At 44.6% G+C, this 15422-nt stretch carries 10 protein-coding genes; all 10 read left to right on the plus strand.

Annotated elements, in window-relative coordinates; translation table 11 throughout:
• Nucleotides 1-27 precede the first annotated feature (27 nt).
• Complete coding sequence (locus PAENI_RS23495; RefSeq protein ID WP_149646845.1) at nucleotides 28-687, plus strand: GerMN domain-containing protein; 660 nt, start codon at nucleotides 28-30, stop codon at nucleotides 685-687.
• An 87-nt stretch (nucleotides 688-774) separates the two neighbouring features.
• Nucleotides 775-3507 carry an S-layer homology domain-containing protein gene (locus PAENI_RS23500; RefSeq protein WP_149646846.1) on the plus strand — a complete coding sequence of 911 codons (2733 nt, stop codon included), beginning with the start codon at nucleotides 775-777 and terminating at the stop codon, nucleotides 3505-3507.
• Between the two features lie 219 nt (nucleotides 3508-3726).
• The gene (gene nth / locus PAENI_RS23505) at nucleotides 3727-4407 is read left to right on the plus strand and encodes an endonuclease III (RefSeq protein ID WP_042190074.1); all 681 of its coding nucleotides are present in this window, start codon (nucleotides 3727-3729) and stop codon (nucleotides 4405-4407) included.
• Nucleotides 4408-4432: 25 nt separating this feature from the next.
• A complete protein-coding gene (locus PAENI_RS23510; protein WP_042129455.1) occupies nucleotides 4433-4699 on the plus strand; it encodes a hypothetical protein in 267 nt (88 codons plus the stop codon).
• Between the two features lie 411 nt (nucleotides 4700-5110).
• Nucleotides 5111-8797 (plus strand): dynamin family protein, encoded by a 3687-nt coding sequence (locus PAENI_RS23515; protein ID WP_149646847.1) that lies wholly within the window; start codon nucleotides 5111-5113, stop codon nucleotides 8795-8797.
• Nucleotides 8798-8946: 149 nt separating this feature from the next.
• Nucleotides 8947-10137 (plus strand): formate-dependent phosphoribosylglycinamide formyltransferase, encoded by a 1191-nt coding sequence (gene purT / locus PAENI_RS23520; protein ID WP_149647070.1) that lies wholly within the window; start codon nucleotides 8947-8949, stop codon nucleotides 10135-10137.
• Nucleotides 10127-10591, plus strand: a complete 465-nt coding sequence (locus tag PAENI_RS23525) for a GNAT family N-acetyltransferase (RefSeq protein WP_231573317.1) — start codon at nucleotides 10127-10129, stop codon at nucleotides 10589-10591. Before purT ends, PAENI_RS23525 begins: the two co-directional genes overlap by 11 nt.
• A 158-nt stretch (nucleotides 10592-10749) precedes the next feature.
• Nucleotides 10750-12402, plus strand: coding sequence for a response regulator (locus PAENI_RS23530; RefSeq protein WP_149646848.1), 1653 nt, complete (start codon nucleotides 10750-10752; stop codon nucleotides 12400-12402).
• A gap of 2 nt (nucleotides 12403-12404) precedes the next feature.
• Nucleotides 12405-14234, plus strand: a complete 1830-nt coding sequence (locus PAENI_RS23535; protein ID WP_149646849.1) for a sensor histidine kinase — start codon at nucleotides 12405-12407, stop codon at nucleotides 14232-14234.
• Entirely contained in the window at nucleotides 14231-15253 is a 1023-nt protein-coding gene (locus PAENI_RS23540; RefSeq protein WP_076284597.1) for a substrate-binding domain-containing protein, read from the plus strand. Before PAENI_RS23535 ends, PAENI_RS23540 begins: the two co-directional genes overlap by 4 nt.
• The last annotated feature ends 169 nt before the right edge of the window (nucleotides 15254-15422 follow it).

Below are 15422 nucleotides of genomic sequence, written 5' to 3' on the forward strand. Positions count from 1 at the left end.
GTATTCATCTAGAGGAGGCGTTTATTAATGATGAAACAAAAATGGAGTACAATTGGGATCGCTACACTGCTTCTGCTAGTGATTGCTGGCTGTGGAGACAAGCCTACTGCGGCTCCAGCAAATGGTGTGGAGCAAGATACTTCAAATGTTGTAAGTGGTGCGGGGGAAAGTACACCGGCTCCAAGCGATGAACCAGGAAACGAAGTGACTAGCACTCCGCAACCGACAGCAGATAATAGCAACACAGAAACTCAGGCAACTGCAAAGCCAGTAGCAGATGAGAAGCAAAAACAGAGCCAGAGTATCTATGCATATTATACGGATTCACAAGTTATGGATCTGATTCCTGCTAAGACTAGCATTAGCTTCTCTGACGATGTTGAGAAATATACAGAGACGTTCAAAGCATTGCAAAGCAACGAGAATACTGACCTTGTATCGTTATGGGGCAAGATTGAACTGAAATCGTTAAAGTTTGTTGATGGTCAAATTGTGATGGATCTTCATAAACCGGATGAAGCACAGCTGGGTGCTGGTGGGGAGTCCTTAGCGATTTCATCACTTGCCAAAACCTATTTTCAATTTGAAGAAGTAAAAAGCATCGAAGTTTTGGTGGATGGTGAAAAGGTTGAAAGCTTGATGGGTCATGTTGACCTAATGCATCCTATGACTAGAGATAATAGCTAATTGTTATTACAACAAAGGATAAAAGCATCTAACTGACGAACTTTAAACTTTACTATTTATTTGAGTCATAGAGAGGGGAATAATCTATTGTCCGCGCAAAAAAGGTCAAAACGTCCATTGAAGGCTTATTCTACGAAAGCAGTATCGGCTGTTATGGCTGGAACCATGATTTTTAGTGGCGCAAGCGCAGTGTTTGCAGATACAGCTGCTACGACAGCAGCAACAACCACTACACAATCTGTAGGCATTTTTAGCGATGTGAAGACAGGCTTCTGGGCTGAAAAGCATATTTATAAATTAGCATCACAAGGAATTGTGGTTGGAAATAATGGTTTGTTTCGCCCGGGAGATTCTGTAACTCAGCAGGAAGCCGTGCTTATGGCATTACGTTTTATGAAGTTGCAGGATAAAGTGGATACTTCTTCAGCTGTGGCCTTGCCTACTGATTTTAAGGTTTCAAATTATTACAAAGATTACGTTGTTCTAGCTTTCCAGCAAGGTCTTTTGGACAAAACTACGGAAATGTCTCCTGATAATTTGAAAACTTCATGGGGTGAACGTAAAGCATCCCGAGAATGGATTGCTGAACTGTTAATTCGTGCACTAGGAAAAAGTGCAGATGCAACTGTAGCAGCTAGCAAACCGACAGGCTTTGCAGACGATGCTAAAGTGTCTGCAAACAAAAGAGGGTACATCAACGTTGCTGTTGATCTAAAATTAGCCAATGGCCTTGACGGTAATCGTTTTGATCCTCAAGGGGCTGTGACCCGTGCTCAGCTGGCGACCTTTTTCAGTCGGGCAGAAGCCCATAATACGCTTGAGTATGATAACACTTACACAGGAACAATCAGTCAATTAGCAGATGGGAAACTATCCGTTTATAATAACGGAAAGACTTCTACATATACCCTGGGAGCGAGCACCGCTTATTACACAAGCGCTTCTGAAAGTAGAATAAATCTAAGTGATATCCAACCTTACACAAAGGTTACTGTAATTGGAGCGACATATAACGCAGCCTATGTTGAAGTGACTGACCCTACACAACAAGTGGAGAGCCTTTCCGGAAGCTTCGCAATGGTAGCACCTGGTAATAAGCTATGGCTGAAATCAGCTACTGGGTTCACTGAATATTACTACGATGAAACGACTACCTTTGTAGACGCAAGTGGGACTTCAATTGAACCTGCTTCGCTGGTAGCAGACAGCATAGTTACGTTACAGCGTGAAACTTATAGTGGTTCACATAAAGTGGTCAAGGTTCAAGTGACTTCAGGGGTAGTTAACAAAACGACAACAGGTACCGTTCAAAGTATAGATCTTACTGGGAAAAGCATTACGTTTAAAAATGCTGCTGGTGCGGTGGAAACCTTTAAATGGGAAGATGGAACTTCATTATTCACTTATCAAGCATCCGTGTTGCAGCCTGCAGAATTGAAGACAGGTTCTGCTGTTAAATATACGGTTAAAGAAAATGTGATACGGTCTGTAGAAGTGACAGAAGGTGTTGAACGGACAGTTCAAGGTGTACTTACAGAACTGACCAGTTCAACTGTTGTTTATAAAAAAGAAGATGGAACTCGTGAAGTCAAACTGCTGGCAACAAAACCATCAATTGTTATTCCAAACATGAATAGCGCTGTGGCCGATGATCTTATAGCTGACACAGTAGGTGGGGACAAAATTCAGCTTACGCTGAACAGCAGTGATCAAGTCATAAAGATTGAAGTGTTAAGTCGTCAAATTGAGCAGTATAGTGGAGCGACGGTTATTGATTATAATACTAAAACTCAGCTGTTGACAGTTATGGATACCAATAAAAAGGCGCATGTCGTTCAGTTGGATGAAAAAACAAAACTGTTAATTGAAGGTGCACTTCCTAACTTAACTAATATCGGTACGAAACTTATTGAGAACCGTAAAGTAAATGTAAAAGCTATAGGACAACGGGCTTTATCGTTGGAAATTGTCACAAAGTATGAAGGAACCTTGACGGCTGTTAATACTTCCTCGAGAACTATTGTATTGAAGCTTAATGATGGGCAAACTTTAACGATGCCTTATCCACAATTAATTGATCTCTTTGGTAAGAATAGTCCAACTTTAAGTGATGTTCCTGTTGGTAGTAATGTGACAGCTTCACTGACAACTGGCCAGGACATTATTGCAGTACTGAAAGTGAAGACAGCTTTACAAGTTGAAGCAGCAACTGTTAATGCCGGAACAAATCGTTTGAGTGTTAAATGGAGCGGTGGAACAAGTGAGATCAATACTGCTGTACTTCCAATAACAAATGAAGCTGGCGAGAGCATTAAGCTGACAGCTGTGAAATCGGGAGATTTTCTGAATGTGACTTTTGATGGAAGCACTCCACTCGCTATTCAGGCAGTTAAGCTTACAACGGGTCAGATTAATTCAGTCGATGCTGCAGCGAATAGTTTGGTTGTAAAAGAGTATGCTGGAGCGGCACAAAACTTTGCTGTAAGCGGTGGGGTTAGAATCATTCGTGATGGCGCTACAACAACTGCTCTAAGTAACTTAACAACAGCGGACAGAGTGGAGATTCGTAAAGGCACGGATGGAGCGACAGTCATTCGTGTGTTACCACAGTTAACTCGTTCATTCTCTCGCTATGACAGTACGGCGAACTCATTGGTGACTAAGAGAGCTAATCTGAACGATAAGTATCAGTTCACTCTTGCTTCAAATGTATATATTCATCAAGGAGATACGACATTGTCCGTGCAATCTCTGAAAGAAAATGATAATATTATAATGTATTTCAATAATGATATCGTGGTTGAAATTGTGAAACAATAGTAGCAATGGTGGATTTCTGGGTGAATCACCGTCTTGACACAGGAGCTTTGCCTGCGTCAAGACGTTTTTTTTGAAATATAAGAAAGTATAAGAGTTGTATTTTCTTGAAATGTATGAAACCATACGTTATAATACAGACTTTGCTTATATTTCTTTACATTAGAGAGGACACGCTCATGTGAGTTTTAATGAGCGTAATCACTCCGTGGAGGGGACACTATGAAAGTTGCAGAGGTCCGCCACATTTTGGATACGATTGGAGACTTGTTCCCTGATGCTCATTGCGAGCTAAATCACAGTAACGCTTTTGAATTAACGATAGCGGTACTGTTATCAGCCCAATGTACGGATGCAACGGTGAACAAAGTGACCGTGGACCTGTTCCAAAAGTACAAAGCCCCCATCGATTATATTTCTGTACCGCTGGAGGAATTGGAGGGGGATATCCGGCGCATCGGCCTATATCGTAACAAAGCTAAGCATATCCAAAGCCTATGCTCTATACTCATAGAACAGTATGGTGGCGAGGTGCCTGAGGCTCATGACTTGCTTGTAACTTTACCCGGTGTAGGTCGTAAAACTGCAAATGTAGTAGTATCCAATGCTTTTGGAGTTCCTGCCATTGCAGTGGACACGCATGTGGAGAGGGTTGCTAAACGACTTGCATTAGCAGGCTGGAAAGATTCTGTGCTGGAAGTGGAAAAGAAGCTGATGAAGGCTGTGCCACGTGACGAATGGACGATCACTCATCACCGGCTTATCTTTTTCGGACGATATCACTGCAAGGCACAGAACCCAAAATGTCAAGTTTGTCCGCTCCTTGATGTATGTCGAGAGGGCAAAAAACGTATGAAAACAGCTGTTGTCAGGAAAGCTAAAGATCATACGCCAAAAAGTTAGAGTTGAAGAAGAGGATGGGATAGAGATGAAATGCATTTCTGTATACACAGATAATTTTGAAGTGTTCTCGGATATTTTTGATCGCGTAGTGGAAAGCCCACTTGAAGAGAACGAAGAGCAAGAAGTAGAAGGTATCACGATCAGTCATTCCGGTGACGTTCCTGAACACTATTTTGAGCGTATGTCAGTGAAACCCGAGGTTGTTGTAATGAGAGATAAATCTCGTGGTTTGACTATTCTGCAACACGGAAAAGTATTCGAAATTCTGTTGCCTGTTTCGGAAACTGCATAAATTTAGAAGTGATAAAAGGAGTCGGCCCTAGGGCTGGCTCCTTTTTTGTTTCTTACTTTTCTAGCGAAAAAGCAGAAAGATGTTTGAATAACCTCATTTCGTAAGAGATGATAGGTTATTTTGTAAGTAGTGTGTATTTAATTTGTGTCAAACTGGTGATAAACTGTAATTATTATTTATAAAAAAGGTTCTGCGTGACATCACAGAAATTACACCTGTATAAACATTGAATAAGCATAAACGTCTTCGGCGTCCTTATAAGGACGGTAAGCGTTTAAGCGAGAAATATAAGGATAATGTATCATGTGAAACTTTTACTTTCCTATATTTTTATAATGAGTCTGATTTCGTATTCTTGAATGGGTTATATTCAAAGCATGATTAGATGGTAACAGTGGAGGTGGAGAGTCAGTGAGAGCGGAACAGGTTAGAATCGAGAAAGAGACATTAAGTGAAACGGCATCGCTGCTTTTCCAGTTGCGTGGATTAATGCATCGCTGGGGTGATGAGGGATCTGAACGTATATATGAAGATTTACAACATAAAGAGGGTGGGAATGAACTGACCCTTGCTTTTTGCGGACATTTTTCGGCAGGAAAATCCAGTATGATCAATCTTCTTTGCGGCAGTTCAGTGCTACCTTCTGGACCTGTGCCGACTAGTGCGAATATTGTCTCTATTCGCAGTGGAGTTCCACGAGTGCTTATTTATCCTAGAGTTAAAGGAAGTAAAAATGATCCTTCTCCTATAGAGACAACTCCAGAAAGATTACAAGAATACTGTCGAAATGGTGGTGAATATTCCGCAATTGAAGTGTGGAATGAGATACCACTGCTAGGCAAGGATGGCGTACTATTGGATACACCTGGTGTAGATTCGACGGATGATGGTCATCAGGCGGCCACCCGCTCTGCGCTGCATTTAGCTGATGTCGTATTTTATGTAATGGATTATAACCATGTACAGTCAGAGAATAATTTGGCCTTTGCTAAAAATCTTAGTGACTGGGGTAAACCTTTGTATCTGATTGTTAATCAGATCGATAAGCACAGGGAACAAGAGATTTCCATTGAGGAATATAAACGTCAACTTGAAAATGCTTTTGAACAATGGGGGATTCATTGTGCGGGAATTCTATTCACCTCTCTCAAAAAGAAAGAGCATCCTCTTAATCATTGGGATCATCTACTCAGCCTTATAACCGAACTGTTGGAACAAAAGGAACAGCTGCTTCAATATAGCTTGTCTCGTTCTATTCATCATACAGCGGATTCTTCTCTAACTGCATTCCGTGAAGATCAGCAGGAGGAAAGAGCAGCTCTCCTTGAAGAACTAGAAGGTACGAAGGCAGAGACAGTGACGAATGAACTGAAGTCACTCGAAGAAGAGAAGGAACGACTTGAGGCGTTGCCTCAGCAGTCACGAGCGAGTTTGCGAACTGGCCTAGACACCTTACTTAATAATGCTAATCTAATGCCTGCAGATGTAAGAGAGGCGTCGGGAAGCTATATGGAAAGTGCTAGCCCTACGTTTCGATTAGGGTTATTCTCTACGGCTGCACGGCGGGAGAAGGAACAAAGTAAACGATTGGCAGTCTGGCAAGGACTGTTGACCCGAGAGGTTTCTGCTCAGCTGCAATGGCATTTGATTCAGCTGGTACGTGATTGGGCGGAGAATCTCGGGCTGTGGGAGGAGGAGGCGGAGATGACTCTGAAGCAAGGATTCCCGGCGGTGAGCCAGGAGTGGCTGGCGGCTGCAGTTAAGCCGGGAACGGGGTATAGCGGCGAGGCGCTGCTCAATTTCTGCCGCACACTTGCGGCTGATATTAAGAGCCAGTTCCGCCGTGCCGCGTTAGCGGTGAGCGATGAGCTGTTAGCGAAGCTGCCTCCGCACATGGATGAGCAGCGTGCCGTACTCCAGCGCCGCGAACAGGCTCTTGCGCGGCAGGCGCGCGCCGTTGACGCGCTAGCCGCGCTGGACCGCGCGGCAGCTGCCCGCGCGCACGAGCTCGCGGCGCTGCTGCCGCCGCGCCGGCCCCTCACCCCCGGCATCCTGCCGGAGGTGAGGGTAACCCCGCGAGCGGCTGCGCAGAGCGCCGCACCGCGGGAGGTCCAGCCGCCGCAAAACGTCGCGGCTGGAAGTGCCGCCGCCGCAAATTGGGCGGCGGGAACGGCTTCGCCGGCGGGCGGCCGCCGCCGGCTATCGGCAGCCGCTGAAGCGTTGGCGGCTGCGGCAGAGCTGCTGCGCCGCGAGCCAGCGATGGCATCGGCGGCGCGGAGTCTGGCCGCACGGGCAGAGGATCTCGCCGGCGGCCGCTTTACCCTCGCGCTGTTCGGTGCATTCAGCGCGGGTAAGTCCTCCTTCGCCAACGCTTTGCTCGGCGAAGAGGTGCTGCCCGTGTCTCCACATCCCGCCACGGCTGCGGTCAACCGCATATTGGCGCCGGAAGGTGACTTCCGCCATGCCAGCGCGGTTGTCACAATGAAGACCATGGCAGATTTCTGGGATGACATCTGCCATTCCTTCAGTGTGCTGCAACTAGGAGAACCACAGCAAAACTCATGGACAACAGTTCTAGCAAGCTTACCTGCAAGGGGAGTTCATCCCTCTGCGTTGCCACATGCGGGATTTCTAAGGGCAGCAGCGGCTGGCTGGGCAGAAGCTGAGCCCTTGCTGGGAACGGTGCGAACGGTTGATTTAGAAGAATACCGAGGCCTTGTAGCGGAGGAGACCCGAGCCTGTTTTGTGCAGGGGATTGATTTGTATTATGCCTGTCCATTGACCGAAAGCGGAATTGTACTCGTGGATACACCAGGAGCCGACTCATTGCATGCTCGTCATACAGGCGTAACCTTTAATTACATGAAAAACGCAGACGCGATTTGTTTTGTTACCTATTACAACCACGCCTTTTCAAAAGCAGATCGAGGTCTGCTTGCGCAGCTAGGCCGAATTAAAGATAGCTTTGCACTTGATAAAATGTTCTTTATTATCAACGCTTCTGATCTTGCTTCAGGCGAAGATGAATTGGAAGAGGTACGAGAACATGTTGCTCAAAATTTACGTGCAGGCGGCTTACGCTCGCCGAGAATTTATGCACTCTCTAGCTTGCTTGCTCTGGAAGGCAAAACCCAGCATGATTATGCACGCTATGAGGCTTCCCGTTTCCATCATTTTGAGCAAGCCTTATCAAGCTTTGCGGGGGATGAACTTCCTCAACTTTCACTTAACGCAGCTGCAGAGAGCATCGCATCTGTTCGCCGCAGAGCGGAAGAGTGGCAGAATCTCGCTTCCATGGCGGCAAACGAGCGTGAAGCAGGATTAAAAGAAATGCAAGAACGTCGTCAGCTAGCTATGAAGAGACTTTCCCTATTGGAGACCGAAGAACGTCCTAGCAGAGATCTTGTTCATGAAGGTGAGGAACTGATCTATCATGTCTGTCAAAGAATTAGCTTCTCCTTCACCAGAAATTTTCAGGAATCTTTCCACCCCTCATTATTACGTGAAGACGCAGGAAATTTAAAAGCTATCTTCGCTGCGTGTGGTGCAGAGCTGATGCGTACCACTAAACGTGAATTGGAGCAAGAGCTATGGGCGACAACGTTGCGACTGGAAAGTACCGGGCGTAGACTTGTTCATGAAGCGGCTGAAGCGGCTGCTACTGAGCTGTTTTTCTCTACTCAAGAGTTTCATCTGATGGAGAATGAAGAAGCAAAATGGCCTTCTCCTAGTGAGCTTGAATGCCAGCTTCAGTCCGTGGAATGGCCAACCTTATGGGGACATTTCAAATCGCCTCGCTATTTCTTTGAAGGCGCTGGCCGGGAGCAAGTCAAAGGTGCGGCTGAGCCTCTTGTGAAAGAAGCTGTTAATGTTGCGGCGGCAGAGCAGAAGAAAAAATTGCTTACGCATTATGTCGATTGCATAGCCAGAGAATTAAAGGTTGCTGCAGAACGCCTACAAGAAGGGTTAGCAGAGCAAGAGAAAGCGATGTTAGATCTCCTTAAAGGGGGTGAATCCGCAGATCATTGGGGTCAATTAGGTCACCAATTATCTCTCTTGGAACAATCTTTCGTTGATAGATTAGACAAAAATCTTTGAAATTTGTAGGAAATTGTCGAAGAACACTTGCAATCTGGCGTATGATGGATGAAAATAAAGAAGCCTGAAAATATACAATGAAACTGTTTTGTTTTCAGAAATTTATGGAAACGAGATAGTCAATTTGCCGAAAGAGGTTGAAATCGACAATGTGGGGAGCTCCTTTTTCAGCTCAAAGCCGCAAGCTGCTGCTACTGGGCAGCGGGGAACTGGGTAAGGAAGTCATAATCGAAGCTCAACGTCTTGGCGTAGAGACCGTAGCTGTAGACCGTTATAGCGATGCACCAGCGATGGGTGTAGCTCATCGTTCACATGTTATTGATATGCTGGATGCAGAGGCGCTTAAAACGCTTATTCGCTCAGAAAAACCGGATGTTATTGTTCCGGAGATTGAAGCAATCGCTACTCATGCTCTTCAAGAGCTTGAACAGGAAGGTTTCTTCGTTGTTCCGACCGCACGAGCGGCTCGTCTGACCATGGACAGAGAAGGCATTCGCCGACTTGCTGCTGAAGAACTTGGATTGCCAACAGCGGATTATCGTTTTGCAGATAGTCTGGAAGAACTGCATCAAGCTGTTGCAGAACTAGGCACTCCTTGTGTCATCAAGCCGATTATGAGTTCTTCCGGCAAAGGTCAGAGTGTTTGCAAAAGGCCGGAGGATGCAGAAGAATGCTGGAACACTGCTTTGGATGGAGCGAGAGCTAAAGGGACTCGTGTTATCGTAGAGGCATTCGTTACCTTTGAAAGCGAGATTACACTTTTAACGGTGCGGTCCGTGTCTGGCACGATATTTTGTCCACCTATTGGGCATATTCAGAAGGACGGGGATTATGTCGAATCATGGCAGCCTCACTTTATGAAGGCGGAACTTCTGGATGAAGCTCAGTCTATTGCCAAGGCAGTTACCGATCAGCTCGGAGGTTTTGGTATTTTTGGAGTGGAGCTTTTCTTGACGGATCGAGGCGTATTGTTTAGTGAAGTGTCCCCTAGACCTCATGATACGGGGATGGTAACGATGGCAACGCAGGATTTATCTCAATTTGCAGTGCATGTCAGAGCTATTCTTGGTTTTCCAGTCCAGTCAGTACAATTACTGACACCAGGTGCCTCAGCTACGCTGAAGGCTGAAGGAGAAGGACGAGCTTTTGTTGTGACCGGAATTGGTGAAGCTTTGGAACTACCTAGGACTCAGGTTCGGGTGTTTGGTAAACCAGAAGTCCGTCCAGGGCGGCGGATGGCTGTAGCGTTAAGTGCGGCGGAAAATGTGGAAATCGCGCGGACGGTAGCCAAGCAGGCAGCGTCTATGCTAAAAGTGGAGGTAAATGAGGATGAACAGTAGTACCATGGCACCTGTACTGGAAATTCGCAAATGCGGCTTGAATGATCTGGAGAGAGTGACAGCGCTTCTGCGTGAATTCGGCTATCCAACAACGCTTAGCGTGATGAAAGAGAGACTTGAAAGCATGGAGAATAACCATCTCCAATGCACGCTTGTTGCAGAACTAAACAATGAAGTTGTGGGAATGGTCGGTCTTAGACAGGTAATCTCGTATTACAAACAGACAGATTGTATCACTGAGATTACTGCACTTATCGTATCAGAAGAACTCAGAGGAAACGGACTCGGTAAAAGACTTGTGGCCGCAGCTGAAGAATGGGCACGTGAGCAAGGTTGCTGTCAGCTCTTCTTGAGAAGTGGTAACCGCGTAGAACGCGCACCGGCACATGCTTTTTATCGTCATCTAGGTTTCGAAAAGACAGCAGGCTATCGCTTTAACAAAGCGTTGCTATAATACTTATAGGTTCCGATCATCCCCATCCCAGCTACGGCGGGATGGTTTTTTTTTGCTCAAAATCTATTTAAATAACTTAACCATAGATGGAATAGTTTGAATCATATAGAATGAATTTTATGACAGTTAAATAAATCGTGTCCAAAGAGGGATGAGAAATGTACAAGTTAATACTTGCTGAAGATGAAGAAGATGTAAGGGAAGGGGTCATCAGTCAGATTGATTGGGAGCACTATGGCTTCGAAATTGTAGAACAGGCGGAGAATGGACGAGAGGCAGCGGATGCGATAGATCGTTTGCTCCCGGATGTAGTTGTGACTGATATTCAAATGCCTTTTATGAACGGGCTGCAGCTGGCGGAATGGATTCGCGAGCGGCATCCTAATACCAAGATCATTATTCTGACAGGGTATGATGAATTTGAATATGCACAGAAGGCGATTAAACTGCAAATCGATGAGTATATTTTGAAACCGTTTTCTTCACAGGAGTTGATTGATGTTCTGCTAAAGGTCAGAGCCACTATAGAGGCTGAAATTGCAGAGAAGGAGAATGTTTTTGTACTCAGTGAGCATTATCGGAAAAGTCTGCCTGTGCTGCGTGAGCAGTTTTTATCTTCACTAGTTTCACGCAAGTTACGAATGAATGAAATAGATGAGAAAAGTTCGGAATACGGAATAGATCTACATGGGAAATGGTTCCAAGCCTCGGTAATTAGTGTGGATTATATTCGTCCAGAGCGGGAAACGGTTAGCCTTACCGCAGGTAAGCAAATTTCTTTGCGAGATACGGGAGAGAGAAATTTACAGCTCTTCGCTGTGCTGAATATTGCAGAAGAATTATGTAATAAGCATAATTTTGGCAGGGTGTTTATCCATCGTGATGAGGTAGTGCTTCTTTCCATTTGTGATGCAGGAGAAGAAACTGAAATTACGGGGAAAACTTTTGAAATTTTAGAAGAAATCCGCCACAATGTGCAGCGGTTTCTTAAGCTAACGGTAACCGCTGGTTCTGGAACGGTTTGTCACTCGCCTGCTATGCTATTTAACTCCTTTGGAGATGCCATGCAAGCGTTAGATTATCGTCTCATTCTTGGCAACAACAGAGTCATTTGGATCGAGGATGTGGAGTCACGTTCGAATACACTCTTGGCCTATGATGAATTGACCCAGCAGTCCTTAATCCGAACGATTAAGATGGGAACCGTACAGGAGCTTAAGGAGGTCGTGGAGGAGTTATTTGGCGGATTGAATGCTGAGCAGGTATCTACTCAGGATTATCAGATTTTTTTGCTGGAGATTATTACATCCATTCTGCGTGTAGCCAAAGAGTCCGGTAGTGATGCTGCTAAGTTCGTTGGATCTGGCATTTCCTCATTAACTGAGATGAATAAATTCAATAGTATGAGTGAAGCCAAGCAATGGATTATTACGATCTGCAGCCGGCTAATGGACTCTATTGCCTTAGAACGCCAATCTAGCTATAAGCTGCTCATTGATGAAGCTAAAGATTACATCCGTAGCCATTATGAAGAATCGGATATTTCTATCGGAAGGGTCTGTCAGCATTTACATATCAGTACGGGTTATTTTAGCAGTATTTTTAAGAAGGAAATGAAGATGACTTTCGTTAGTTATCTCTTGCAAATCCGATTAGAGGCAGCAAAGGAACTTTTACGCTCCACGGAACTGAAGGCTTTTGAAATCGCCGAGAAAATTGGCTTTGCTGATCCTAACTATTTCAGCTTTTGCTTCCGTAAAAAATATGGTCAGTCTCCCAAAGAGTATAAAAATAGCTCCAGAGGAGGGTAGTTATGCGGCAAGAAAAGCCCTATTCTTTTCGACTGCGGCCGCAGCATCCAACAGGGGGAAAACGCCGGTTGTCCTCTAAGCTGCGTAGTATTCAAGTAACGATTACGCTCACTTTTACATCCGTTGCCGTTCTTGTAGCCGTCGTTGTCAGCCTTATGCTGTATAACAAGTTTGCGAAGACAGCAGAAGAGAATGCCAATATGAATATGCAGCAGATTATTGAGCAAGTGAACTACAATTTGGAGCTTTATGTAAAAGGAATGCGAAATATTTTTGAAACTGCAGAAGATCAAATTACGAATAGTCCCTCCGTGGACTCCGCTTTACTGATGGAAAGAATGGCCATGTTAATGGGAAGTAGAGAGGATCTGGTTTCTGCTGCGGTTTTTACACCACAGGGGAAATACGTCGTGGGTACAGCAGGACAGAAGTTGCGCAGCAACACACAGTTAGAAACCCAGAGCTGGTTTACAACGGCCAAAAGAACATCTGAGATCTCCTATTCAGCGCCCCATATTCAGAACTTGTTTAAAGGTCAATATATTTGGGTTGTGTCGATCAGTAAACTCATTCAATATCAGGAAAATGGAGTCCTAAAAACGGGTATCCTCCTGATGGATTTTAACTTTCGCACCATAGATGAGCTGAGTAAGCAGGTTAAGCTTGGTAAAAGAGGATACGCTTACATCCTCGATCAGTTAGGCAACATCGTGTATCATCCGCAGCAGCAGCTTATTTATGCTGGTTTAAAGTATGAGAATGTGGAGCCGGTATTGGAATATGCTTATCGTAGCTATTTGGATGAGTCTACAGGTGAAAAACGATTTATTACAGTACGTACGTTAGAACAGACCGGGTGGAAAATAGTAGGTGTTGCTTATTATGACGAGATCGTGACCACCAAGCGTGATCTGAACAACTTTTTATCCTGGTTCTTAGCGGTAGTTATTTTATGTGTAATTATCGTATCTGTCGTTTTGTCTGCGCGAATTGCCCGCCCGATCCGTAAGCTGGAACGGACACTTCAGCAGGTAGGAGAAGGGGATCTTAATACTCGAATCGATGTGAGTGGTGCCTATGAGGTAGAACAGTTGTCTAAACGCTTTAACCTCATGCTACAGCGTATTCGTCAATTGATGGATCAAATTATTTATGAACAAGAGACGAAACGTAAGGGTGAGCTTGAAGTTCTGCAATCCCAGATTAATCCACACTTTTTGTACAATACTTTGAACTCTGTGATCCGGCTTGCTGAGCGTGGTAAGACGGAGGAGGTCGTTACAATGATTCAATCTTTATCTAAGTTTTTCCGAATTAGTCTAAGCAAAGGGAATAATATGATTACCGTGCAGGAAGAGCTTGATCATATTCGTCATTATCTCGTCATTCAGAGCTTTCGTTTTAAAAATAAATTCCGCTACGAGATCATTGCACAAGATGAAGTACTGCAGTGTCAGACGATTAAGCTGATTTTGCAGCCGATTGTAGAGAATGCCTTGTATCACGGAATAGAAATGATGCCTGATGAAGGCTTTATCTCTATCCAAGCAGAACTGAAGGACAATCTTGTCATTATAAGGATTAGTGATAATGGATTAGGAATGTCCAAGGAGACTATGAAGGTTATTTTGACAGGCGGCAGTAAGAGTATGAGTGGTTCCGGGGTAGGCGTAAGAAATGTGAACGAGCGTATTGAGTTGTACTATGGCCGTGAATATGGACTTTCTTTTGAAAGTGAAATTGAAGAAGGCACTACGGTTACCCTTATCTTCCCGGCACTAGCAAAAGGCGAAGGCAATGAAGGGCTTAAGGAGGATGAGACATCGTCATGAAAACCTTTCGTTTTTGGCTAACCTTGTTAATGTGTGCGGTGTTATGGACTACAGTTACCTCTTGTTTTAATTCAGCGCCCAATTACATCAATACAAATAAGACCCGTAATATTCATCTTATTGTGAAAATGAACAGGGGCGATTACTGGAATACGGTTAAATTGGGAGCAGAAGCTGCAGCGCAGGAATTCAACGTCAAACTAACCTTCAAAGCTCCGGACTCCGAGAGTGACATCACAGAACAGGTGAAGATGGTGCAGGACTCCATAAAAGAAAAAGCAGACGTGATTATTTTAGCTGCAAGTAGTTACATGGGGCTTGCTCAGGTTGTAGATCAGGCGGCGTATTCCAAAATTCCTGTCATATCCGTAGATGCGGAAGTAGGTTCAGCAAGAGTAAGGACATATATTGGCTCGAACGGCTATGAGGCGGGTCAAAAATCTGCAGAACGATTGATCAAGCTGTTAAAAGGATACGGCGAGGTTGGCATTATTAACTTCACCAATTCAACGCAGAGTGAGAAGCTGGAGTCTTCTAATGGCATTGAGTATGGTGCAAGAGACGCAGAGGAGCGGGAAAAGGGATTTTTAAATTACACTGCACGTTATCCGAATATACAAGTGGTTGAGATTTCATACACGACCTCCAGTATTAAGGATGCAGAAGATCTTACGCAACTGATGCTGCTGAAGCATCCGAATCTTCGGGGAATCGCGAGCCTGAATGAGACTGCTTCACAAGGGGCCGCAATGGCTATCCAAAGTCGGGGCCTGCAAAATATAAAAATGGTAGCCTTTGATAGCTCTCCTTCCATGATGGAATTGCTGCAGGACGGTACTGTTCAAGCAACAGTGATCCAAAATCCTTTTAGCAACGGGTATTTGGCTGTAAAACATGCCGTTGAAGTGATCGAAGGAATCGATGTACCAGAACGCGTCGATACAGGAACAAAGCTAATTGATTTGGACAATATGCTGTGGCCAGAGAATCAAAAGCTGTTATTTCCGTTTGTTAGATAGGAGCTGTTTTAAAATAGGCGCCGAAGGCGTTTATGCTTATACGTTTCGTGTAACGGATACCATCCTTGAATGGGGCGGTATTCGTTTTTTATTTTAGAATATAAGAAAGTATAAATTTTTAATGAAAATCATCCTTATATTTCTTCTTGGGTTCATTAGAATTTTTATA

Origin of the sequence: Paenibacillus sp. B2(2019), from assembly GCF_008370385.1 — a bacterium.
In the GTDB taxonomy this organism is placed as follows: Bacteria; Bacillota; Bacilli; order Paenibacillales; family Paenibacillaceae; genus Paenibacillus_AQ.

Excerpts from the sequence above, each read along its gene's own strand:
- PAENI_RS23495 (WP_149646845.1), top strand. The coding sequence starts at position 28 with ATGATGAAACAAAAATGGAGTACAATTGGGATCGCTACACTGCTTCTG.
- nth (WP_042190074.1), top strand. The coding sequence starts at position 3,727 with ATGAAAGTTGCAGAGGTCCGCCACATTTTGGATACGATTGGAGACTTG.
- PAENI_RS23510 (WP_042129455.1), top strand. The coding sequence starts at position 4,433 with ATGAAATGCATTTCTGTATACACAGATAATTTTGAAGTGTTCTCGGAT.
- purT (WP_149647070.1), top strand. The coding sequence starts at position 8,947 with ATGTGGGGAGCTCCTTTTTCAGCTCAAAGCCGCAAGCTGCTGCTACTG.
- PAENI_RS23525 (WP_231573317.1), top strand. The coding sequence starts at position 10,127 with ATGAACAGTAGTACCATGGCACCTGTACTGGAAATTCGCAAATGCGGC.
- PAENI_RS23530 (WP_149646848.1), top strand. The coding sequence starts at position 10,750 with ATGTACAAGTTAATACTTGCTGAAGATGAAGAAGATGTAAGGGAAGGG.
- PAENI_RS23535 (WP_149646849.1), top strand. The coding sequence starts at position 12,405 with ATGCGGCAAGAAAAGCCCTATTCTTTTCGACTGCGGCCGCAGCATCCA.
- PAENI_RS23540 (WP_076284597.1), top strand. The coding sequence starts at position 14,231 with ATGAAAACCTTTCGTTTTTGGCTAACCTTGTTAATGTGTGCGGTGTTA.